This is a genomic window from Burkholderia sp. SJZ089, assembly GCF_007828315.1.
Classification (GTDB): domain Bacteria; phylum Pseudomonadota; class Gammaproteobacteria; order Burkholderiales; family Burkholderiaceae; genus Burkholderia; species Burkholderia gladioli.
Genome location: NZ_VIUM01000009.1, coordinates 184500 through 206812, shown reverse-complemented (window position 1 = coordinate 206812; position 22313 = coordinate 184500). Strand labels below are relative to the sequence as shown.

Below are 22313 nucleotides of genomic sequence, written 5' to 3'. Positions count from 1 at the left end.
CGCGGGCTCAGGCGGCGGCGCGCTGCTTGGCTGCCTTCCTGCCCTCGACGTCGGGCAGGAACACCGTCAGCACGCCGATCAGCGGCAGGAAGGCGCAGATCTGGTAGACGAAGGCCACGCTGGTGGCATCGGCGATATCGCCGAGCACGGCCGCGCCCACGCCGCCCATGCCGAAGGCGAGGCCGAAGAACAGGCCTGCCACCATCCCCACCTTGCCGGGGATCAGCTCCTGGGCATAGACGATGATTGCCGAGAAGGCCGAGGCCAGCACCACGCCGATGATCACGCTCAGCACGCTGGTCCAGAACAGGTTCACGTGCGGCAGGGCCAGCGTGAAGGGCGCCACGCCGAGGATCGACACCCAGATCACCCACTTGCGGCCGATGCGGTCGCCGATCGGCCCGCCGATCACGGTGCCGGCCGCCACCGCGGCGAGGAAGATGAACAGGTGCAGCTGCGCGGCCTGCACGCCGAGGTGGAACTTGTCGATCAGGTAGAAGGTGAAGTAGCTGGTGATGCTGGCCAGGTAGAAGTACTTCGAGAACACCAGCAGCATCAGCACGCCGAGCGCGAGCCAGACCTGGCGGCGGCTCAGCGTGGCATGGCGCTCGCCGGCCGACTTCTTCCTCGGCGCGGGCTGGCGCTGGTACCAGCGGCCGATCTGGGCCAGCACCACGATCGCCACCAGCGCGGCCACCGACACCCAGGCGATGCTGTGCTGGCCATGGGGGATGATCACCAGCGCGGCCAGCAGCGGCCCGAGCGAGGAACCGGCATTGCCGCCCACCTGGAACAGCGACTGCGCCAGGCCGTGGCGGCCGCCCGAGGCCATGCGCGCCACCCGCGAGGATTCCGGGTGGAACACCGAGGAGCCGCAGCCGACCAGCGCGGCGGCCACCAGCAGCACGCTGAAACTGGGCGCGGCCGACATCAGCAGCAGCCCCGACAGCGTGAAGCCCATCCCGACCGGCAGCGAGAACGGCAGCGGCCGCTTGTCGGTGTAGAGGCCGATCAGCGGCTGCAGCAGCGAGGCGGTGATCTGGTAGGTCAGCGTGATCAGGCCGATCTGCGCGAAGGACAGCGCGAAATTGGCCTTCAGCATCGGATAGATGGCGAGGATCAACGACTGGATCATGTCGTTGAGCAGGTGCGAGAAGCTGATCGCGCCGAGCACCGGGTAGTTGGTGCGGGCCGGCGCCGTCGCGGGGGCGGCCGCGGCGGATATCGTCTGGCGGTTGTCGAGGCTGGTTTGCATGATGAGCGGCGTTGGGGCGGTGCTGGGACCGCGGCGTCATTGGAATTCGGGATAAGGTCACCGGAGTGTAAAGTGGCTCACTCGAATTGTCAGGCCAACTTTTGTCGTGATTCGGACATGACTGGGCCATGAATGGCCAGGTTTCGGTCGAGGCCCATCGAGGCTTCGGACAAGCCGCGAGTTTCCTGACGATTGGCCTACGGGGTGCGATCGTCGCGTGCGCACAACTGGGTGCGATCCCGACTCAAGAAAAAAATCATTGCTGCCGACAAGCCCTTATCCGTGACCACACGCGCGGAATGGGCCATGCCGCAGATCCGCGGCGGACGGCCGTACGGTGAGTGCCGGAGCCGACGTTTCCGGCAGCAGAAAAAGTACAGGGGAATCGATGATGGGAATTTCGCTGCGGGCCAGGCCGGCGACCGAGGGCATGGCGGCGGCCGCCGCGCTGCCGGCCGCCTCGGGCGGCGCCGGACGCGCCACGCGCCGTGCCGCCGGCAAGCCGTCGCGAGCATGGTCGGTGCGCGCGACGCTGTATGCCGCCTTCGCCGTGCTGTTGATCGGCACGCTCGCGATCGGCTTGTTCTCGCTCTGGCAGATCAGCCGGCTCGACGAGTCGATCCGCTCGGTCTACGAGCAGGGCCACGTGGCCAGCCATGCGGCCGAATCGGTGCGCGGCCATGTGCTGCGCGCGAGCCGCGCGCAGAAGATGCTGCTCACGGCGACCACCGCCAAGGAGCGTGACGATCTCGGCAGCGATATCGAGAGCGACCTCAACGGCATCACCAGCGACCTCAAGACGCTCGACGGCTACAGCGACGCCGGCGATCGCGCCATGCTCGATGCCTTCACCAAGTCGGTCGCCGGCTGGAGCGCGCACCTGCGCGACTTCGTGGCGCTGATCAAGCAGCAGCCGCTGGACCTGTCGCAGATGAACTGGCAGGTCGGCACCCAGGACGTCGGCTTGCTGGTGGAAACCGGCAAGCTCGAGAAGCAGGTCGACGCGCTGGTGGCCTCGCGCGGCGAGGCGGCCAGGCAGACGCGAGATGCCTCGACGGCGCGCTTCCACGCCTCGCTGGCGATGATCGCCGTGATGACCGCCGCGCTGATCGTGCTGGCGATCCTGATCGCCTCCTGGGTGGTGCGCCGGATCGGCGCGCAGCTCGGCGGCGAGCCCGCCACTGCGAAGACGATCGCCGCCGGCATCGCCAGCGGCGACCTGACCCAGCCGGTCAGGCTGGCCAGGCGCGACCGCGGCAGCGTGCTTTACGCGCTCGACGAGATGCAGCGCCAGCTCGCCGGCACGGTGCGCGAGATCGCGGCCAGCGCCGAGGCGATCGCCTCGGCCTCGGGCGAGATCTCGACCGGCAACCTCGACCTCTCGCAGCGCACCGAGCAGCAGGCGGTGGCGCTGGAGCGCACCTCGTCGAGCATGTCGCAGTTGACCTCGACGGTCCACCAGAACGCCGAGAACGCGCGGCAGGCCAGCGCGCTGGCGCAGAACGCCTCGGACGTGGCCGAGCAGGGCGGCGAGGTGGTGGGCCGCGTGGTGGCGACCATGAACCAGATCGACGAGAGCGCCAAGAGCATTCGCGACATCATCGGCACGATCGAGGGCATCGCCTTCCAGACCAATATCCTGGCGCTCAACGCGGCGGTCGAGGCGGCCCGCGCGGGCGAGAACGGGCGCGGCTTCTCGGTGGTGGCCAGCGAGGTGCGCACCCTGGCGCAGCGCTCGGCCACCGCGGCCAAGGAGATCCGCCAGCTGATCGGCGCCTCGGTCGAGCGCGTCGCCAACGGCGCGCAGCTCGCCAGCGACGCGGGACGCACCATGGAGGAGGTGGTGCGCGCGGTGCGTCGCGTGACCGACATCATCGGCGAGATCTCGGCGGCCTCCACCGAGCAGAGCGCCGGCATCGACGAGATCGGCCGCGCGGTCGAGCAGATGGACGACGGCACGCAGCAGAACGCGGCCCTGGTCGAGCAGGCCGCGGCCGCTGCGCGCTCGCTCGACGAGCAGGCCCAGGCGCTCAAGGCGCTGGTCGGGCACTTCCGGGTGAACGCGCAGGCTTGAGCGTGAGGGCGGCGCCGCGCGCGTCGTCCCCGCCATGAAGATCGGCCCGCGATGCAGGACGCATCGCGGGCCGATTTCGTTCGGGGGCGCTGGCCGCTCGTCGTTCAGGCGACCGACGCGATCACGACTTGGCGGGGGCCGGTGCCGGCGTCGCCGCCTTGCGCTCCTTGCCCTCGTCGACGATCACCGTGCAGGTGGTGCCGGCCGACAGCACCAGGCCCTCGGGCACCTCGTCGATATGGATGCGCACCGGCACGCGCTGGGCCAGCCGCACCCAGTTGAAGGTCGGGTTGACGTCGGCCACCAGGTCGCGGCTCTGCGGGTTGTCGCGGTCGTAGATGCCGCGCGAGATGCTGTCGACGTGGCCCTTCAGCACGCCGCCGCTCATCAGCCGCATCTCGGCCGGCGCGCCCAGCTTCACGCGCGGCAGCTTGGTTTCCTCGAAGTAGCCGTAGACCCAGAACGAATGGCTGTCGATGATCGCCAGCTTGGCGTTGCCGGCGGTGGCGTAGTCGCCGCGGAACACGTTCAGGTTGGTGATGTAGCCGTCGACCGGCGCGACCACCCGGGTGCGCGCCAGGTTCAGCTGGGCGGCGGCCAGCGCGGCCAGCGCCTGCTGGTACTGGGCGGCGGCGCCCGAGGCGGTCTGCGAGGCGTTCTCGCGGTTCTCGCGCGACACCACGGCGGCGTCCAGGTCGGCGCGACGCGCGGCATCGGCGCGGCGCATCGCCAGCTCGGCGGCGCGCGCGGCCACCGCGGCCTTGGCCTGCTCGACGGCGATCGCGTAGTGCGAGGGATCGATCTGCATGATCAGGTCGCCCTTGTGGACGAACTGGTTGTCGCGCACCGGCAGCTCGACCACCGCGCCCGACACGTCGGGCGCGACGTTGACGATCTCGGCGCGCACCCGGCCGTCGCGGGTCCAGGGCTCGTCCATGTAGTGGACCCACAGCCGGTGGCCGATCAGGATCGCGATCACGAGGATGACGGCCGTCGCGATGAAGCCGAAGAGTTTTCTGAGGAGCATGGTTCGATTCATTTCAACGATAGACGGCAAGGCCCAGGCCGCCGCAGATGCACACCAGCAGGCTGGCGCGGAACAGCGAGGGATGCCAGACGAGGCGGTACAGGCCGGTGGCGGCCAGCAGCCGGTCGACCATCCAGGTGAGCAGGGCGCCTAGCACGAACATCAGCACGACGGTCGGCATGTAGGCGTCGAAGACGGCGATTTCACGCGGCATCATGATGGGTTTCCCGGGGTGGGGCGCGCCGTGCCGCCGTCGAGCGACGCCAGCGGCGATTCGCGATCGAGCAGCGCGGTGCGCACGAAATGCAGGTGGCTGAGGATGCGTTGCAACTGGTGGCGTTCCTCGGCGGGCGGCGCGAAGGTCTCCAGCGCCTGCCGGGTCGCGGCGATCGCGTCGATGGTGGCGGCCAGCGCGGCATCGAAGCGGGCCGGGCGGGGACGTGCGAACAGCGCGGTGACGCTGCGCCGCATCGCGCGGATCGCCTGGCGCCAGGGCATCGAGGCGGCGTAGCGCGGGTCCCTCGGCAGCGCCGCCAGCTCGTGGCGCAGGTCGATGATCGCGTTGCCGACCTCCAGCACCGCGAACATCCAGCGCAGCGCGTCGCGCTGCACGCCGGGCTGGTCGGCCGACAGCGTGTGGGCCTGGAACATCAGGTCGCGCGCGCCGCTCTCGAAGCGCGTGCGCAGCCCGCTCAGACGGTCCTGGCAGGCCATCACCACCTGCCGGCGCAGGTCGGCGAACAGGCGGCGCTTGAGCCAGGGCGAGCTGGGCGGCACCAGCACCGCGAAGGCCAGCGCCGAGACCAGCATCGACAGCACGATCGCCAGGCCGTTGTTGAGGAAGTCGGTCGGGTCGTAGTGCGTGACGTTGTCGGGGCCGGCCAGGAAGCTGAAGAAGATCAGGTAGCCCATGCCGTGCGCGCCCGTCTTCGGTCGCAGCGTCAGCCAGATGCCGATCGACAGCAGCGGGGCCAACGCCACGCACAGCATCGGGAAACCGTCGATGCGCGGGTAGACGAAGAACATCAGCAGGATGCCCATCACCACCCCCAGCGAGGCGCCCATGCCCATCTGCATGGCGGTCGCGCTCGGCCGCGGCGAGGCCGAGGCCAGCGCGCACACGGCCGCCGCGTTGAGCACCAGCATCACGCCGCTGGGCCAGGCGCTGTGGATCCAGAACCAGCCCAGCAGCAGCATCACCACGGCGGTGCGCAGGCCGGCGATCAGCGAGGCGGTCAGGTTGGTCTTCGGCTCGAACTGCTCGATCCAGCGCTCGCGCTCGTGCGTCTCGCTGGCCAGCGACCCGTAGGTGGCGGCGTAGGCGTGCACGTCGGTGATGAAGCGGTAGAGCAGCTCGGCGGCGGTGTCGAAGTCGAGCAGGGGGAAATCGGGGTGCGTCTCCAGCTCGGCGCGGGTGGCGCGGATCCTGCGCGGCAGCGCGTCGCGATAGGCCAGCAGCGGCTCGGCGATGCGCGCCGCGTCGGCCGCGGTGCGCACCGGCTGGCCCTCGGGCTCGAGCAGCGGGGCGATCTCGCGGTAGTAGGGCTCCAGCGCCGCGATCACCGCCGTGTCGTGCGCCGCGCGCAGCCGGTTCATCAACTGGTGCAGCGCGTGGAAGCGGCTCGAGGCGGTCATGAACTCGCTGTTCAGGCGCGCCAGGCGCCCGTTGCGCATGCGCGACTCGTGGTTCTCGAACACCGCCATGCTGCGCGCCGATTCGAAGCCGATCACGTCGGCCACGAAGCGCGTGTGCACGCTCTCGATGTGGGCGCGGTCGAGCTTGCCCGACAGCGCCGAGGCCACGTAGTCGACGAAGGACGAGAAGCGCCGGCGCACCGTGGCGCGCATCTGCTCGCCGGTGTAGCGCGGGAACAGCAGGGCGCTGACCAGGCCGGCCGAGACGATGCCGACGCAGATCTCGGCCACCCGCGTGAGCGCCGACATGAAGGCGCCGTCGGGCTGCTGCGAGGCGGGCAGGCCGATCAGCGCGGCGGTGTAGCCGGCCAGCAGGAAGCCGTAGCTGCGGAAGTTGCGGTTGCGCGCGGCGCCGGCGTTGCAGATCGCCACCCACAGCGCGACCGCGATCAGGAACAGCCAGGGCTGCTGCGGGAACAGGCCGACGAAGGTCAGGGTGGCGGCCAGGCCGACGAAGGTGCCGGTCAGGCGATAGAAGCTCTTGGCCAGCACCGCGCCGCTTTGCGGCTGCATTACGATGAACACGGTGGTCATCGCGGTCTTCGGCGCGGGCAGGTCGAGCACCATCGACACGCCGATCGCCAGGAAGGCCGCCGTCAGTGCCTTGAACAGGTAGAGCCAGGCATTGCCGTCGGTGCGCGCCCAGTCGGCGCAGGTCGCGGCGAGCGCGGCGAACGGCGAGCGGGCCGGCGGCGGCGCCGAGGCGGGAGTGGACGAGGGGGCGGACATCGCGGCTTTCCTCACTCGGCGGCCGGCACGGCGGCGCGGTCGGTGTCGGCCAGAGCGGCGCCCGCGGCGACTTGCCGGCGGCGCGTCGGGCGGCCCGATTCGCTGGTCGCGGCGCGGGTGAGCTTGGCGGCCGGGGCCGGCGCGGGCGAGGCGGCCGACGGTCGGGCGGCTGCGGAGGGGGCCGGCGAGGCCAGGGCCTCGCTGGCGGTCCGGGGCAGGAGCGAGGTCGGTGCCGCCGATGCCGACGCAGCGTCCTTGGCCGGCGCCGGCTGCGTCGCCCCGTTCGGAGAAGCGCCGGCCGCCGGTGTGCCGGCCTTGCCGGGCGCGGCCGCGCCGTCCCGCGGCGCGTCCTCGGGGGCTTCGAGCCCGCCGCCGAGCGCGGCCATCAGCGAGGCGTGCGCGGCGAGCCGCTCGGCCTCGACGCGGGTCTGGCTCTCCTGTGCGCGCAGCAGTTGCGACTGCGCCACCAGCACGTTCACGTAGTCGGTCAGCCCGCGCTTGAAACCCTGGTGCGAGAGATCGAAGGTGCGGCGCGTGAGCGCCACCGAACGGGCGGCGTCCTCGCGCTGCGTGTCGAGCGAGCGGATCCGCACCACGTCGTCGGCGATATCCTTGAGCGCCGAGACCAGCGTCTGGTTGTACTGGTCCACGGCCTCGTCGTAGCCGGCCGAGGCAGCGCCCAGCTGCGCGCGCAGGCGCCCGCCCTCGAAGATCGGCAGCGTGATGGCGGGCCCCGCCGACCAGCCGCCGTTCATCGAGCGCAGGAAGCCGGCGAAGGCCGAGCCGACGCCGAAGCCGCCCAGCGAGGCAAGCAGGTCGACATTCGGGTAGAACTGCGCCTTGGCCACGTCGATGCCGCGCGCCTGCGCGTCGACCAGCCAGCGCGCGGCCACCACGTCGGGGCGCCGGCCGATCAGCTCGGCGGGCAACGCGGAGGGCAGGCTGGCCGGGGTATCGAGCGCGAGCTTGGGGCGCGTCAGGGTATCGCCCGCACCGGGGCCCTTGCCGGCCAGGGCGGCGAGCTGGTGGCGGCCGAGTTGCACGGCCTCCTGGTAGCTGTCGATCTGGCGCGAATAGTCGGGCAGCGGCGATTCGGCCTGGCTCAGTTCGAGTTGGGTGCCGATGCCGGCGCGCAGGCGCTTCTGCGCGAGCTGGATCAGTTCGTTCTGGCGGTCGTAGGTCTGCTGCGCGATGTCGAGCAGGGCGAAATTCTTCGCGAAGTCGATATAGGCGCGCACCACGTTGACCTCCAGCTCGAGGCGCGCCGCGCGCTCGTCGGCGGCCTGGGCGCGGGCCGAATCGAGCGCGCGCTCGGCGTTGTTCTTGTCCTTGCCCCAAAGATCGAGGTGGTAGGACAGGTTCAGCGTGCCGGTGTTGTTCCAGCTATTGGTGTTGGCGAGCGTGCCGGGGCCGTAGAAATAGTCATCGGGCCAGTGCTTGCGCTGCAGGGCCAGTTCGCCGTCGAGCTGCGGGAGTTCGTCGGCGTGCGCGATGCGCGCCACCGCCTGCGCCTGGCGCACGCGCGCCTGCGCGGCGGCCAGCGACGGATTGCCGGCCTGGGCAGCCGCGATCCAGCCGTCGAGCTGCGGGTCGCCATAGGCGCGCCACCAGTCGGCGCTGGGCCAGCCCGCGTCGCGGTTGGCCGCGCGGATCGCGGCGCCCGCGTCCAGCGTGGCGGGGTCGACGCGCGTTGCTTGCGGTGCAACATTGCCCATGCTCGCGCATCCGGCCATTGTTAATGAGATTGCAAGAACCGCAAGTGCGAGCGTCCCTTTTGTTACCGGAGACTGCACGATTTTCTCCCGTTCGGATAAAGATGATTCGGAAGCGATTATATTTTTTCGCTTATTGATGGATAAGCCGGTAAGGGTGCAAGGAATCTTTACGTATCTCGAGATAATATTGCCGCAGCTTTGTGCAACAATCTGCCCGCATTGAAGGGGGAATCAGTATGGATACGCTTCAGAACATGCGTGTGTTCATGCGCGTGGTCGATGCGGGCAGTTTCACCGCGGCCGCCCAGCAGCTCAATTCGACGACCGCCTACGCCTCGCGGGCGGTATCGGACCTGGAAGCGCACCTGCGCACGCGCCTCCTGAATCGCACCACGCGGCGCATCGCGCTGACGGAGGCCGGCGAGCGCTACCTGCAGCGCTGCGAGCAGATCCTGGCCTATGTCGACCAGGCCGAGGCCGAGGCCAGCGACGCGCATGCGCGGCCTTCGGGCAAGCTCAAGGTGCATTGCATGACCAGCATGGGCCAGCACTACACGGTGCCGCTCGCGGCGCGCTACCGGCAGCGCTACCCGGAGGTGCAGGTGGACCTGACGCTGGCGCAGCGGCTGCCCGACCTGCTCGACGAGGGTTTTGACGTGTCGATCGTGCTCGGCCGCGAGTTGCCCGATTCGGGGCTGGTGTCGCAGCGGCTCGGCGAGACCTTCAGCGTGGTCTGCGCCTCGCGCGACTACCTGGAGCGGCACGGCGTGCCGCGCCGGCCGAGCGATCTCGACGCCCATACCTGCATGGGCATGGTGGCGCCGGGTTTCCAGTGGGACGAATGGACCCTGCTCGGGCCCGACGGCAACGAAACCCTGTCGGTGGCCTCGCCGCCGTTCAGCGTGAATGTCGCCGAGGCGCTGGCGGTGGCGATCCGCGAGGGCATGGGCGTCGGCGTGCTGCCGCTCTATACGGCGATCACCGGCCTGCGCAACGGCGATTTCGTGCGTGTGATGCCCGAATACCGCTCGCACGTGATGAACATCTACGCGCTTTATCCCTCGCGCCAGTATCTCGACGCCAAGATCCGCACCTGGGTCGATTTCATGCGCGAATCGCTGCCGGCCACGCTCGAGGCCGACATCACCGCGCTCGAGCAATTCAGCCACGAAACCTGAATAGAGGGGAGCATCGAAAACCGCGCCTGAACGTCGGCCTGACGTTTCTTTGCAGTGAGGCAACATTTTTTTACGCTTGAAACGCGCGGGGTTTGCTACTGTTGAGTCATCGAATCAACGCACTGACTGACGGAGAAAGGCAATGAACGCGCACTGGGTGATGTTGGGTCTCGCGGCCGTGATCGGCTGGACAGGTATCGTCGCGGCGCGCGAACTGCTGCGCGAACGGATGCAGCGCCAGTTGGTGCCGATTCGGGTGCGTCGTGATGCGCAGCGCTTCGATGCGCGTCGGTCGTCGCGCTACTGAGCCGGGCGCGTTGCCGGCTCGAAGATGTTTCAGGCTGTGACGGCGGCGGGCGGCCTGGAAAATCGGCCGGCCTGAGCGGCGTCGCGGCGGCAGGGTCCTGCCGGATCGGAAAGACGGGCGTGCTTCTCGCACGCCCGTTTGTCGTTTACGGCGCGGCTTCGTCCCTCAGGCTTCCAGCGTCACCACCTTGTCCCAGGCAAAGGCCGGATTCTCGCGCTCGCCCGTCCTGCGCCGGATATAGCCGCGCGGATTGCAGACCACGCGCGTGCCGCTCGCCGCGGTGTAGTCGAAGGACGTATGCGTGTGGCCGTGGATCCACAGATCGACGGGCGGCGCGACCAGGCTTTCCAGGTCGGAAATGAAGCCGGCCGAGACGATTTCGTTCGCGTAGCGCTCGGCCAGGCTGTCGCGATGGGGCGCGTGATGGGTGACGACGATGGTCGCGCCGGCCCAGGGCCGGGCCAGTTCCGCCGCCAGCCAGGCACGCGAGGCGCGATGCAGGTCCAGCGTGTCGGCGGGCGTCAGCGCCCGCGAGGCTTGCGTCGCGAGGGCGCCGCCTGCCTCGCTGGCGCCGCTGCCCGGTGCCCAGTCCACCTGGATCGCGCCGTTGAAATCGAACATCGCGCGGGCGCAGGCGGTCATCGCCTCGGCGCGGCGCACCTGGTCGCCGCCATATAGCTCGAAATCGGTCCAGAGCGTGGTGCCGAGCACACGAAAGCGTCCATCCGGCGCGTGGTAGACGCCGCGATTGAGGTAATGGACCTGGTCGAGCGTGCGCGCCGTGTCGCGCATCGCGGTCTCGAGCGCGCCGAAGTCGCCGTCGTAATACTCGTGGTTGCCGGGCACGTAGATCACCGGTACCTCGGCCTCGAAGGTTCCGGCGGCCCAGCGCAGGCCTTCCGCGTGATTGTGGATATCGCCGGCCAGCACCACCAGGTCGGCCGCCGCGCCCGGGATCGCCTCGGGGGTATTGCCTTCGAGATGAAGATCGGACAGCACGCGCACGCGGATCGACATGGGGGCTCCTGGTGACGGTCGCGGTATCGAGGGGAAGGGGCGGCAGGGCGGGCGCGTCCGGCTGCGCGCGCCGCGCCGCCGCCTGCCGGGTCAGCGCAGTACCTTGCCCGGGTTCAGCAGCTGGTGCGGATCGAGCGCGCGCTTGAGCGTCTTCATCAGCTCGATCTCGACCGGCGACTTGTAGCGCTGCGCGTCGTCGATCTTCAACTGCCCGATGCCGTGCTCGGCGCTGATCGTGCCGTGGTGACGATGCACGTTGTCGTAGACGACACGATTGATCGGCTTCTGGAACTCGACCAGGAAGGCCTTCGGGTCGCCGCCCTCGGGCGTCTGCACGTTGTAGTGCAGGTTGCCGTCGCCGAGGTGGCCGAAGGTGACCATCCGCGCGCCCGGGGCGACCTGCTGGATCGCCGCGTCGGTTTCGTCGATGAAGCGCGCGATCGAGGAGATCGGCACGGCGATGTCGTGCTTGATGTTGAGCCCCTCGTCGGCCTGCGCGAGCGGGATGTGCTCGCGCAGGTCCCAGAACGCGCGCGACTGCGCCAGGTTTTCCGCCACCACCGCATCGACCACCAGCCCCGCGTCGAAGGCCTCGGCCATCATCGATTCGAACAGCGCGCGCGCGTGTTCCTCGCTCTCGTTGTCGGACAGCTCGAGCAGGACCGTCTGCGCATGGGTGGTCGAGAACGGGTAGCGCAACTGCGGGTAATGCTTGCCGACCAGCCGCATGCAGAAATCGGACATCAGCTCGAAGCCGGTCAGCAGCGGGCCGGCGCAGCGCTGGGCCAGCGCCAGGAAGTCGAGCGCGGCATGCGGCGATTCGAGCGCGGCGAGCGCCGTGACCTGGGCGGCCGGGCGCGGATGCAGCTTCATCACGGCGGCGGTGATGATGCCCAGGGTGCCTTCGGCGCCGATGTAGAGATCGCGCAGGTCGTAGCCGGTGTTGTCCTTGCGCAGGCCGCGCAGGCCGTGCCAGATCTCGCCCTGCGGCGTGACCACTTCCAGGCCCAGGCACAGCTCGCGCGTGTTGCCGTAGCGCAGCACGGCGGTGCCGCCGGCATTGGTCGAGAGATTGCCGCCGATCGTGCAGCTGCCTTCGGCGGCCAGGCTCAGCGCGAACAGGCGCCCGGCTTCCTGCGCGCGCGCCTGCACCTCGGCGAGGATCACGCCGGCCTCCACCGTGATGGTGTTGTTGTGCGCATCGAGCTCGCGCACGCGATTCAGGCGCGCCAGGCTCAGCACCGCCTGGGTGCCGCTGTCGTCGGGCGTGGCGCCACCGGCCAGGCCGGTGTTGCCGCCCTGCGGCACGATCGCGACGCGGTGCTCGGCGGCCAGTTTCACGATCGCCGCCACCTCGTCGGTGCTGCCAGGGCGCAACACCGCGCAGGCCGTGCCGCGGTAGCGCTTGCGCCAGTCGGTCAGGAACGGCGCCGTGTCGTGCGCGTCGCTCAGCACGTGGTCCGCGCCGATCGCGGCGCGGCAGGCATCGAGGAAGGCGGAGGAGGTGGTCATCGCGGGAGTCTCGAAGGGGAGGGGCGCGGCATCAGGAGCGGCGGCGCCGCGCGGATTTCGTATTGTCGCCTGCCTGGGCCGGCCTTGCGCCGGCCTTGGGGCGGGCGGCGCCAGCCGGCGCTTCGGCGGGCGTCGCGTGCTGTCTGGCCGCTTGCTTCGCCGCGCGCTTGAAGGGCGCCACATAGGCCAGCGCGGCCGCGAAGAAGCCGGCCGCCAGCAGCAGCTCCAGCCAGCCGAGCCGCGCCGACAGTCCGCCGTCGGTCATGCCGCGCACCACGCCCTCGGCGACATAGAGCAGGATCAGCATCGACGCCCATTGCAGCGTGTACACGCTGCGCCGCCACACGCCCGGCAGCATCAGCGCGAGCGGCACCGCCTTGAGCATCAGGGCCGAGCCGCCGGGACGCAGTGGCGCGAGCCACAGCTCCCAGGCGATCGACAGCGCGATCAGCGCGACCAGGCAGCCGGCCGCGGCCAGCGCGAAGGCGGGGCGGGCGGCGGCCGGGGCGCTCATTGCGGATCGGCCAGGCGCAGCGCGGCGCGTGCCAGCCGGTTGCCGAGCGCGACGGCCAGCGTCTTCTCGTCGGCCGAGATGCCCTGGCGCGAGGCCGGCGCGCCGCTGCGCGCGTGATGCGAGGCGCCGTAGGGCGTGCCGCCGCCGTCGGTGGTGGTCAGCGCGCTTTCGGTATAGGGGATGCCGACGATCAGCATGCCGTGGTGCAGCAGCGGCAGCATCATCGACAGCAAGGTCGATTCCTGGCCGCCGTGCAGGCTGCCGGTGGAGGTGAACACGCAGCCGGGCTTGCCGGCCAGCGCGCCCGACAGCCATTGCGGCGTGGTGCCGTCGAGGAAATACTTGAGCGGCGCGGCCATGTTGCCGAAGCGGGTCGGCGAGCCGAGCGCCAGACCCGAGCATTCCTCCAGGTCGCGCAGCTCCGCGTAGGGCGGGCCGTCGGACGGAATCTCGGGCGACGTGGCCTCGCAGACGGTGGACACGGGCGGCACGGTGCGGATCCGCGCCTGCGCGCCGGGCACCGCGTCGATGCCGGCGGCGATCGCCAGGGCCAGCTCGCGCGTCGCGCCGTGGCGGCTGTAGTAGAGCACCAGGATGTCTTTCATAAGCCTCTTGAGTGAGCGGCTATTATAGGGGGTGCGACCGCCGCGACGCGTGGCGGCACGCCTGCAGCCCGAAGGAGAAAGCCGTTGCCGAAGCTGAGTGTTGATCTGGTCACGATCCGGCGTCTTGCCCGATTCGCCGCGAAGCGCGGCGCCGAGGACCGTATTCCGCAGGTCGCGGGCAGCCTGACCTTCACCACGATCCTCGCGGTGGTGCCGCTGGTGACGGTCGCCTTCGCGCTGTTCACGGCCTTCCCGATGTTCTCCTCGTTCCAGTCCTCGCTGCAGGGCTTCCTGGCCGACCACCTGATGCCGGCCCAGATCAACAACCAGATCTTCAAGTACCTGAACCAATTCTCGGCCAAGGCCAAGGGCCTGACGACGGCCGGCCTGATCGTGCTGGTGGTCACCTCGGTGATGACGATGATGACCATCGAGTCGGCCTTCAACGTGATCTGGCGCGTGAGGAAGTCGCGGCCGTTCGCGCAGCGCGTGCTGGCCTACTGGGCCTTCATCACGCTGGCGCCATTGCTGTTCGGCATCAGCCTGTCGATCTCCTCCTACCTGTTCACCAAGTCGCTGGCGATCGCCGGCGCGCCGGGCGCGACCACCTCGGTCGAATGGCTGCTGACGGCCGCCTCGCTGCCGCTGACGGTGCTGGCCTTCACCCTGCTGTATGTCTATCTGCCGAATTGCACGGTGGCCTGGCGCGATGCCGTGGTGGGCGGGATCTGCGCGGCGATCGCCTTCGAGCTGGCCAAGCGCGGCTTCGGTTATTACGTGCGGCGCATTCCGACCTACACGGCCGTCTATGGCGCCTTCGCGGCGGTGCCGCTGTTCCTGCTGTGGATGTACCTGAGCTGGCTGATCACGCTGGCGGGGGCGATGGTGGCCTCGGCGCTGCCGGTGATCCGGATCGGGCAGTTCCACCGGGTGGACTACCCAGGCAGCGACCTGCTCGACGCGCTGGCCCTGCTGGCGCGCCTGGCCGACGCGCAGGAGGCCGGCAAGCCGGGCCATTCGGCGGCGCGCCTGGCCGTGATGGTGCGCTGCGGCATGGAAACCGCGCAGCGGCTGCTGTCGGCGATGGAGGATCGAGAGTGGGTCGCGCGGCTGGAGGGCGGGGACATTGCCGTGTCGCGCTACGTGCTGCTGGCCAATCCCGAGCGTTTGACGGTGTCGCAACTGTTCGATGCCTTCGTGGTCGATCGCGACGAGCTGCTGTACCAGGTGCAGCGCGGCCGGCCTTCGATCGACGGCGAGCGGCTGGTGGCGGCGCTCTCGGGCGAGCGGCAGGGGGCGACGCTGGCGCAGTTGCTGGTGAGGCGCGGCGAGGCGCTGGCGGAGGAGCTCGGCGAGCAGGCCGGCGCCGCGGCCGCGGCGCCGCCGAAAACGGCCTGAGCGCGGCCTGAAAACGGTCCAGGTTTTGCGGCCGGCGGCCGTCGCGGCTGTTCGGAGCCGCGGGAAATGCACACGGCCCGCGATCGACTGCCGGTGCCGCACCCGCCCGAGGCGCGGACCTTACAAGGAGATCCGACCCAGGCAGATGTCCTTGAACATCACCCAGTCGCCCATCAGGCTGTAGATCGGGTGCCGGAAGGTGGCCGGGCGATTCTTCTCGAAGAAGAAGTGGCCGACCCAGGCGAAGCCATAGCCGCAGACGACGGCGGCGGGCAGCCAGCCCCAGTGACCGGTCGCGACGGCCATCGCGAGGCAGCCGATCACGCCCAGCGAGCCGACGAAATGCAGGCGGCGGGAAACCAGGTTGCGGTGTTCGTTGAGGTAGAACGGGTAGAACTGCGCGAAATTGGCAAAATGTTCGCCCTGGGCGGTCTGGCTCATGTCTGTCTCCCGCGGGCGGCATGCCCGTCGCGACGCAGGCTTCATTGTGCGGCGAGGGCCGGCGGTCCGCAACCGGCCGCCATTTTGCCCGCTTCCCGCCGCGAACTGTCCCACTCGGCGCATCGCCCGCGGCGGCTTGTGCGGCGGGCCGCGCGCTTTCCTTTTGATGGGCTTTCCGCTAGCATCGGAGGCCGGTTAAGTACCATCCAGTTTTTGGGGGCGAGAATGCGCGTCAGCGATATTCTGAAAGTCAAGGGCAACACGCTGTACACGGTGACGCCCGATATGCCGCTGCGCGAGGCAGTCGACACGATGGCCGAGCGCGATATCGGCTCGCTGGTCGTGATGGAGTATGGCGACCTGGTCGGCATCCTGACCTTCCGCGAGATCATCCTGCGGCTGAAGGAAAACGGCGGCGCGATCGGCGACGTGCAGGTCCGCAAGGTCATGGACGATCCGCTCACCTGCACGCCGGAAACGGACGTCAACGAGGTGCGCCGGATGATGCTCGAGCGTCACGCGCGCTACATGCCGGTGCTCGAGAAGCGCGTGCTGATGGGCGTGATCTCGTTCTACGACGTCGCCAAGACGGTGGTGGAGGCGCAGAGCTTCGAGAATCGCATGCTCAAGGCCTATATCCGCGACTGGCCGCCCGAGCCGGACGGCGAGGTCCACCACAAGCCGGTGGCGAGCTGAACTGAATCATCGGCGGCGCGATGGCGTTCGCCGCAAGCCGCCGCGGCGAACCGCGCGGCCCCGACATTCCTGGTGCGCTGGCGAGCCGCGCATCCTTTCACGGCCGGTATGCGCGAGCGTGCCGGCCGTTTTCGATCCGACACTGACCGCGCGTGCGGCGTCGCAGCCGCGCGCCCCGAGCGCATGAGCGATTCAACACACACCAATACCGAACGGCGCAACGAACGCCACGCCCACACCTCGCAGTTCGATCTGCTTCGTCAGCGGCGCTTCGCGCCATTCTTCGCCACGCAGTTCTTCGGCGCGCTGAACGACAACGTCTTCAAGATCGGCTTCACCTCCCTGATCACCTACCAGAGCGCGAAATTCAGCGGCGTCGACCCGAAGACGGCGGCCTTCCTGATCTCGGCGGTGTTCATCCTGCCCTTCATGCTGTTCTCGGCCACCTCGGGCCAGATCGCCGACAAGTACGACAAGGCGCGGCTCACGCGCTTCGTGAAGAGCTTCGAGATCGCGCTCATGCTGGTGGGCGCGGCCGGCTTCGTGACCCATACCGCGGCGCTGCTCTATCTCTGCACCTTCATGATGGGCATGCATTCGACGCTGTTCGGCCCGGTCAAGTATTCCTACCTGCCGCAGCACCTGAGCGACCAGGAGCTGGTGGGCGGCAACGGGCTGGTCGAGATGGGCACCTTCATCGCGATCCTGATCGGCACCATCATCGGCGGCGCGGCGGCCGGCATCGACGGGCGCGGCGAGCTGCTGCTGGCAGTGAGCTGCGTGCTGATCGCGGTGATCGGGCGAGGGGTGGCCTCGGGCGTGCCGCACACGCCGGCGCCGCAGCCCGATCTGAAGATCAACTGGAACCCGGTTTCCGAAACCTGGCGCAACCTGAAGCTGGCGGGGCAGAACCGCACCGTGTTCCTGAGCCTGCTGGGCATCTCCTGGCTGTGGTTCGTCGGCGCGACCTTCCTGACCTCGTTCTTCGGCTTCGCCAAGGACGTGCTGTCGGCCAATCCCGACGTGGTGACGGTGCTGCTGGCCACTTTCTCGATCGGCATCGGCCTGGGCTCGATCCTCTGCGAGCGGCTCTCGCGGCGGCGCGTCGAGATCGGCCTGGTGCCGCTCGGCTCGATCGGCATCAGCGTGTTCGCGATCGACCTGTATTTCGCCAGCCACGCGCTGCCGGCCCAGACGCACCTGCTCAGCGTCGGCGAATTCCTCGGCCAGGCCGCCCACTGGCGCGTGCTGGCCGACCTGTTCCTGCTGGCCATGTTCGGCGGCTTCTACAGCGTGCCGCTCTATGCCCTGATCCAGAGCCGCAGCGCGCCGACCCATCGCGCGCGGATCATCGCCGCCAACAACATCCTCAATTCGCTGTTCATGGTGATCTCGGCGCTGATGGCGATGGCGCTGACCCATGCCGGCGTCGGCATCCCGGGCCTGTTCCTGGTCACCGGCCTGCTCAACGTGCTGGTCGCCACCTATATCTACTCGCTGGTGCCCGAATTCCTGCTGCGCTTCGTGGCCTGGGTGCTGGTGCATACCTTCTACCGGATCCGGCTGGTGCATGCCGAGCGGATTCCCGAAACCACCGGGGCGGTGCTGGTCTGCAACCACGTCAGCTATGTCGACGCGCTGGTGATCGCCGCGGCCAGCCCGCGGCCGATCCGCTTCGTGATGGATCACCGGATCTTCCGCGCGCGCTTCGCGAGCTGGGCGTTCCGCCACGCCAAGGCGATCCCGATCGCGCCGCGCCACGAGGATCCGGCCATGCTGGAGCGCGCCTACGCGGCTTGCGAGGTCGCGCTGAAGGAGGGCGAGCTGGTCTGCATCTTCCCCGAAGGCAAGCTGACCAAGACCGGCGACATCAACACCTTCCATCACGGCGTGAGCGAGATCCTGCGCCGCGTCGAGGCGCCCGTGGTGCCGATGGCATTGCGCGGGCTGTGGGGCAGCTGGTTCTCGCGCCATGGCGATGCGCGCTGGCCGCGGCCGATCCGCAAGGGCGCGATGAGCCGGCTGACGCTGGCGGTCGGCGAGCCGATCGCGGCCTCGGCGGCCACGCCCGACATGCTGCAGCAGGCGGTGAGCGAGCTGCGCGGCGCGCGCAAGTAAGGGCCGGGCCGGGGCAGGGCCTTGCGTGCCGGCCCGAGTCGCCGCGAGTGAAGGCTTCATGAAAGCAGGGCCGGTCGCGCGACCGGCCCCGGCGCGGCGCGCCTCCCGCGATGGCCGGGGCGGCTGGCATAATAGCGGTTTCCCCGACTTTTTCTCTGGAACGGCTCCCCATGTCCGGCAATACCCTCGGCAAGCTTTTCACTGTCACGACCTTCGGCGAATCGCACGGTCCCGCGATCGGCTGCGTGATCGACGGCTGCCCGCCGGGAATGGAACTGACGGAAGCCGACATCCAGCTCGAACTCGATCGTCGCAAGCCGGGCACCTCGCGTCACGTCACGCAGCGCCAGGAGCCGGATGCGGTCGAGATCCTCTCGGGCGTGTTCGAGGGACGCACCACCGGCACCCCGATCGCGCTGCTGATCCGCAACACCGACCAGCGCAGCAAGGACTACGGCAATATCGTCGAGACCTTCCGCCCCGGCCACGCCGACTACACCTACTGGCAGAAATACGGCATCCGCGACTATCGCGGCGGCGGCCGTTCCTCGGCACGCCTGACTGCGCCGATCGTCGGTGCGGGCGCGGTGGCGAAGAAGTGGTTGCGCGAGCGCTTCGGCATCGAGGTGCGCGGCTACATGAGCGCGCTCGGCGCGATCGAGGTGCCGTTCGTCGATTGGTCTCATGTGCGCGAGAACCCTTTCTTCGCGCCGAACGCCGAGATCGTCCCGCAGCTCGAGGACTACATGGACGCGCTGCGCAAGGACGGCGACTCGATCGGCGCGCGCATCGACGTGGTCGCCTCGGGCGTGCCGGTGGGCTGGGGCGAGCCGCTCTACGACCGTCTCGACGCCGATATCGCGCACGCCATGATGGCCATCAACGCGGTGAAGGGCGTGGAGATCGGCGCGGGCTTTGCCAGCGTCGCCCAGCGCGGCTCGGAGCACGGCGACGAGCTGACCCCGAAGGGTTTCGTCGGCAATCACGCGGGCGGCATCCTCGGCGGAATCTCGACCGGCCAGGACCTGACCGTGTCGATCGCCATCAAGCCGACTTCCAGCATTCGCACGCCGCGCCGCTCGATCACCAAGGCCGGCGAGCCGGCCGTGGTCGAGACCTTCGGCCGGCACGACCCCTGCGTGGGCATTCGCGCCACGCCGATCGCCGAATCGATGCTGGCGCTGGTGCTGATCGATCACGCGCTGCGCCATCGCGCGCAATGCGGCGACGTCGTCACCGAGACGCCGAGGATCGCCCCGGAAGCGCCGTAATAGCGCAATACACCAGGGCCCGCGCCGGGCAGGGCGCCCGGCACCGGCGGCAATGAAAAAAGGGCATCGCGATTCGCTTCGCGATGCCCTTTTCACTTGCGGCCGGCGCCGAGGCCGGCCGATCCGCTTACATGTTCGGGTAGTTCGGGCCGCCGCCGCCTTCCGGCGTGACCCACACGATGTTCTGCGTCGGATCCTTGATGTCGCAGGTCTTGCAGTGCACGCAGTTCTGCGCGTTGATCACCAGGCGGTCGCTGCCGTCGTCGTTCTTGGTGAACTCGTAGACGGCGGCCGGGCAGAAGCGCGCCTCGGGCCCGGCATAGGTGTGCAGGTTCACGTTGACCGGCACGCTGGCGTCCTTCAGCGTCAGGTGGGCCGGCTGGTTCTCCTCGTGGTTGGTGTTCGAGATGAACACCGAGGAGAGCCGGTCGAAGGTCAGCTTGCCGTCGGGCTTCGGATAGCTGATCGGCGTGCACTGCGAGGCCGGTTTCAGCATCTCGTGGTCGGCATGCTGGTGATGCAGGGTCCAGGGCACGTTGCCGCCCAGCACCTTCTGTTCGAGGCCGACCATCAGCGTGCCCAGGTAGAGACCCTTGGCCATCCACTGCTTGAAGTTGCGCGCCTTGTAGAGCTCGGTGTGCAGCCAGGATTGCTTGAAGGCTTCCGGGTAGGCCACCAGCTCGTCGCGCTCGCGGCCGGCCTGGACCGCCTCGAAGGCCGCGTCGGCGGCCAGCATGCCGGTCTTGATCGCCGCATGGCTGCCCTTGATGCGCGAGGCGTTCAGGAAGCCCGCGTCGTCGCCGATCAGCGCGCCGCCCGGGAACACCGTCTTGGGCAGCGACACCAGCCCGCCCGCGGTGATCGCGCGCGCGCCGTAGGACACGCGCTTGCCGCCTTCCAGGAACTTGCGGATTTCCGGGTGCGTCTTGTAGCGCTGGAATTCCTCGAACGGCGACAGGTAGGGGTTGCTGTAGCCGAGCCCGACCACGAAACCGACCACCACCTGGTTGTTGTCCATGTGATACAGGAAGGAGCCGCCGTAGGTGTCCGAGGCGAGCGGCCAGCCGGCGGTGTGGATCACCAGGCCCGGCTTGTGCTTGGCCGGGTCGATCTCCCAGAGCTCCTTGATGCCGATCCCGTAGGCTTGCGGGTCGCTGTTCGCGTCGAGCCGGAATCGGTCGATCAGCTGGCGGCCCAGGTGGCCGCGGCAGCCTTCGGCGAACAGCGTGTACTTGGCGTGCAGTTCCATGCCGAGCTGGAAGTTCTCGGTCGGCTCGCCGTCCTTGCCGACGCCGAGGTTGCCGGTCGCCACGCCCTTCACCGAGCCGTCCTCGTGATAGAGGATTTCCGCGGCGGGGAAGCCCGGGAAGATCTCGACGCCCAGCGCCTCGGCCTGCTGGCCGAGCCAGCGCGTGACGTTGCCCAGGCTGATCACGTAGTTGCCGTGGTTCTTGAAATTGTCGGGCAGGGCCCAGTTCGGCACCGACTTGGCGCCGGTCTCCGAGAGGAACAGGAAGCGGTCCTCGCTCACCTCCACGCTGAGCGGCGCGCCTTTTTCCTTCCAGTCGGGGAACAGTTCGCCGATCGCGCGCGGGTCCATCACGGCGCCCGACAGGATGTGGGCGCCGATTTCCGAGCCCTTCTCGAGCACGCAGACGTTGATCTCGCCGCCTTTGCCGGCCGCCAGCTGCTTCAGGCGGATCGCCGCCGACAGCCCGGCCGGGCCGCCGCCGACGATCACGACGTCGTATTCCATCGATTCTCGTGGACCGTATTGCTCGATGAGGCTTGCGGGGGTCATTGGCGTTCCTCTAACCGTTAGAATGCTTTTTAATTGGGAGCGTATTGTCGGCCAAATAAAACGGTTGCCGCAACAGAATGCGGCCAGATTAGCACGATCGTTCTATTTATATGATAAGGTTCACGCCCGGCAGCAAGCTGCGTGCCGGGCCATCCAGCAAGGAGCAGTGATGGGTCGTTCGATCAATCTGGAAGGCAAGGTGGCGATGGTGACGGGCGCGTCCAGCGGCCTGGGCCAGCGTTTCGCGCAGGTGTTGTCGGAAGCGGGGGCGAAGATCGTGCTCGCCAGCCGCCGGGTCGAGCGCTTGAAGGAATTACGCGCCCAGATCGAGGCGGCGGGCGGCGCGGCGCATGTGGTCTCGCTCGACGTGACCGATCATCAGAGCATTCGCGCGGCGGTCGCGCATGCCGAGACGGAAGCCGGCACGATCGACATCCTGGTCAACAATTCCGGCGTCTCGACCATGCAGAAGCTGGTCGATGTGACGCCCGAGGATTTCGGCTACGTGTTCGATACCAACACGCGCGGCGCGTTCTTCGTGGCCCAGGAAGTGGCCAAGCGCATGATGATGCGCGGCAATGGCCACGGCAAGCCGCCGTACCGGATCATCAACATCGCCTCGGTGGCGGGCCTGCGCGTGCTGCCGCAGATCGGCCTGTACTCGATGAGCAAGGCCGCGGTGGTGCACATGACGCGCGCCATGGCCAACGAATGGGGGCGCCACGGCATCAACGTGAACGCCATCTGCCCGGGCTACATCGATACCGAAATCAATCATTACCTGTGGGATACCGAGCAGGGCCAGAAGCTGCAGTCGATGCTGCCGCGGCGCCGGGTCGGCAAACCGCAGGATCTCGACGGCCTGCTTTTGCTGCTGGCGGCCGACGAGTCGCAGTTCGTCAACGGCTCGATCATCTCGGCCGACGACGGATTCGGGCTCGCATGAAGCGGTTGTTTGTC

19 protein-coding genes are annotated in these 22313 nt (G+C 68.8%); 8 read left to right on the top strand and 11 right to left on the bottom strand.

Annotated features, from left to right (window positions below; translation table 11 throughout):
- Positions 1-7 precede the first annotated feature (7 nt).
- Positions 8-1255 carry an MFS transporter gene (locus FB600_RS18750; protein WP_145757191.1) on the bottom strand — a complete coding sequence of 416 codons (1248 nt, stop codon included), beginning with the start codon at positions 1253-1255 and terminating at the stop codon, positions 8-10.
- Between the two features lie 388 nt (positions 1256-1643).
- Here FB600_RS18750 and FB600_RS18745 point away from each other — a divergent pair, with 388 nt between their 5' ends.
- Positions 1644-3329 (top strand): methyl-accepting chemotaxis protein, encoded by a 1686-nt coding sequence (locus FB600_RS18745; protein ID WP_096749175.1) that lies wholly within the window; start codon positions 1644-1646, stop codon positions 3327-3329.
- Between the two features lie 121 nt (positions 3330-3450).
- Here the strand turns inward: FB600_RS18745 and FB600_RS18740 are convergent, their stop codons facing one another.
- From FB600_RS18740 to FB600_RS18725, 4 genes are read right to left on the bottom strand one after another with little or no spacing between them, the layout of a single operon-like run.
- Positions 3451-4356 (bottom strand): HlyD family secretion protein, encoded by a 906-nt coding sequence (locus tag FB600_RS18740; RefSeq protein ID WP_098154160.1) that lies wholly within the window; start codon positions 4354-4356, stop codon positions 3451-3453.
- Positions 4357-4369: 13 nt separating this feature from the next.
- Positions 4370-4573 (bottom strand): DUF1656 domain-containing protein, encoded by a 204-nt coding sequence (locus tag FB600_RS18735; RefSeq protein ID WP_013697734.1) that lies wholly within the window; start codon positions 4571-4573, stop codon positions 4370-4372.
- Positions 4570-6780 (bottom strand): FUSC family protein, encoded by a 2211-nt coding sequence (locus FB600_RS18730; RefSeq protein WP_145757192.1) that lies wholly within the window; start codon positions 6778-6780, stop codon positions 4570-4572. The genes FB600_RS18735 and FB600_RS18730 overlap by 4 nt, the downstream gene beginning before the upstream one ends.
- Before the next feature lie 11 nt (positions 6781-6791).
- Complete coding sequence (locus FB600_RS18725) at positions 6792-8513, bottom strand: efflux transporter outer membrane subunit (RefSeq protein WP_227742997.1); 1722 nt, start codon at positions 8511-8513, stop codon at positions 6792-6794.
- 218 nt (positions 8514-8731) lie between these two features.
- On the opposite strand from FB600_RS18725, the gene FB600_RS18720 reads away from it, so the two are divergent.
- Together FB600_RS18720 and FB600_RS37270 are read left to right on the top strand one after the other, a co-directional pair.
- Positions 8732-9673, top strand: a complete 942-nt coding sequence (locus FB600_RS18720; protein WP_096749172.1) for a LysR family transcriptional regulator — start codon at positions 8732-8734, stop codon at positions 9671-9673.
- A 142-nt stretch (positions 9674-9815) separates the two neighbouring features.
- Positions 9816-9980: a hypothetical protein gene (locus FB600_RS37270; protein ID WP_186021061.1), complete on the top strand. Its 165-nt coding sequence runs from the start codon at positions 9816-9818 to the stop codon at positions 9978-9980.
- Between the two features lie 165 nt (positions 9981-10145).
- Here the strand turns inward: FB600_RS37270 and FB600_RS18715 are convergent, their stop codons facing one another.
- The 4 genes from FB600_RS18715 to wrbA all read right to left on the bottom strand — a co-directional run bounded on the left by FB600_RS18715 (position 10146) and on the right by wrbA (position 13628).
- A complete protein-coding gene (locus FB600_RS18715) occupies positions 10146-10991 on the bottom strand; it encodes a metallophosphoesterase (protein ID WP_145757221.1) in 846 nt (281 codons plus the stop codon).
- Between the two features lie 96 nt (positions 10992-11087).
- Positions 11088-12509 carry an FAD-binding oxidoreductase gene (locus FB600_RS18710; RefSeq protein ID WP_145757193.1) on the bottom strand — a complete coding sequence of 474 codons (1422 nt, stop codon included), beginning with the start codon at positions 12507-12509 and terminating at the stop codon, positions 11088-11090.
- Between the two features lie 31 nt (positions 12510-12540).
- Positions 12541-13023 (bottom strand): DUF2069 domain-containing protein, encoded by a 483-nt coding sequence (locus FB600_RS18705; RefSeq protein WP_098154158.1) that lies wholly within the window; start codon positions 13021-13023, stop codon positions 12541-12543.
- Positions 13020-13628: an NAD(P)H:quinone oxidoreductase gene (wrbA, locus tag FB600_RS18700; protein ID WP_096749169.1), complete on the bottom strand. Its 609-nt coding sequence runs from the start codon at positions 13626-13628 to the stop codon at positions 13020-13022. The genes FB600_RS18705 and wrbA overlap by 4 nt, the downstream gene beginning before the upstream one ends.
- Positions 13629-13712: 84 nt before the next feature.
- Between wrbA and FB600_RS18695 the strand changes: the two genes are divergently transcribed.
- On the top strand, positions 13713-15026 hold the full coding sequence (locus FB600_RS18695) for a YihY family inner membrane protein (protein WP_098181030.1): 1314 nt from the start codon (positions 13713-13715) through the stop codon (positions 15024-15026).
- A gap of 120 nt (positions 15027-15146) precedes the next feature.
- Here the strand turns inward: FB600_RS18695 and FB600_RS18690 are convergent, their stop codons facing one another.
- On the bottom strand, positions 15147-15467 hold the full coding sequence (locus FB600_RS18690; protein WP_025098709.1) for an Mpo1-like protein: 321 nt from the start codon (positions 15465-15467) through the stop codon (positions 15147-15149).
- A gap of 225 nt (positions 15468-15692) precedes the next feature.
- Between FB600_RS18690 and FB600_RS18685 the strand changes: the two genes are divergently transcribed.
- The 3 genes from FB600_RS18685 (at position 15693) to aroC (ending at position 19552) form a co-directional block, all read left to right on the top strand.
- On the top strand, positions 15693-16163 hold the full coding sequence (locus tag FB600_RS18685) for a CBS domain-containing protein (protein ID WP_013697743.1): 471 nt from the start codon (positions 15693-15695) through the stop codon (positions 16161-16163).
- Between the two features lie 183 nt (positions 16164-16346).
- Positions 16347-18281, top strand: coding sequence for an MFS transporter (locus FB600_RS18680; RefSeq protein WP_096750617.1), 1935 nt, complete (start codon positions 16347-16349; stop codon positions 18279-18281).
- Between the two features lie 170 nt (positions 18282-18451).
- A complete protein-coding gene (gene aroC, locus FB600_RS18675) occupies positions 18452-19552 on the top strand; it encodes a chorismate synthase (protein WP_098154156.1) in 1101 nt (366 codons plus the stop codon).
- Positions 19553-19679: 127 nt separating this feature from the next.
- On the opposite strand, the gene FB600_RS18670 is transcribed toward aroC, so the two are convergent.
- Positions 19680-21353 (bottom strand): electron transfer flavoprotein-ubiquinone oxidoreductase, encoded by a 1674-nt coding sequence (locus FB600_RS18670; RefSeq protein WP_098154155.1) that lies wholly within the window; start codon positions 21351-21353, stop codon positions 19680-19682.
- Between the two features lie 169 nt (positions 21354-21522).
- Here FB600_RS18670 and FB600_RS18665 point away from each other — a divergent pair, with 169 nt between their 5' ends.
- Positions 21523-22299 (top strand): SDR family oxidoreductase, encoded by a 777-nt coding sequence (locus FB600_RS18665; RefSeq protein ID WP_025098705.1) that lies wholly within the window; start codon positions 21523-21525, stop codon positions 22297-22299.
- Positions 22300-22313 lie beyond the last annotated feature (14 nt).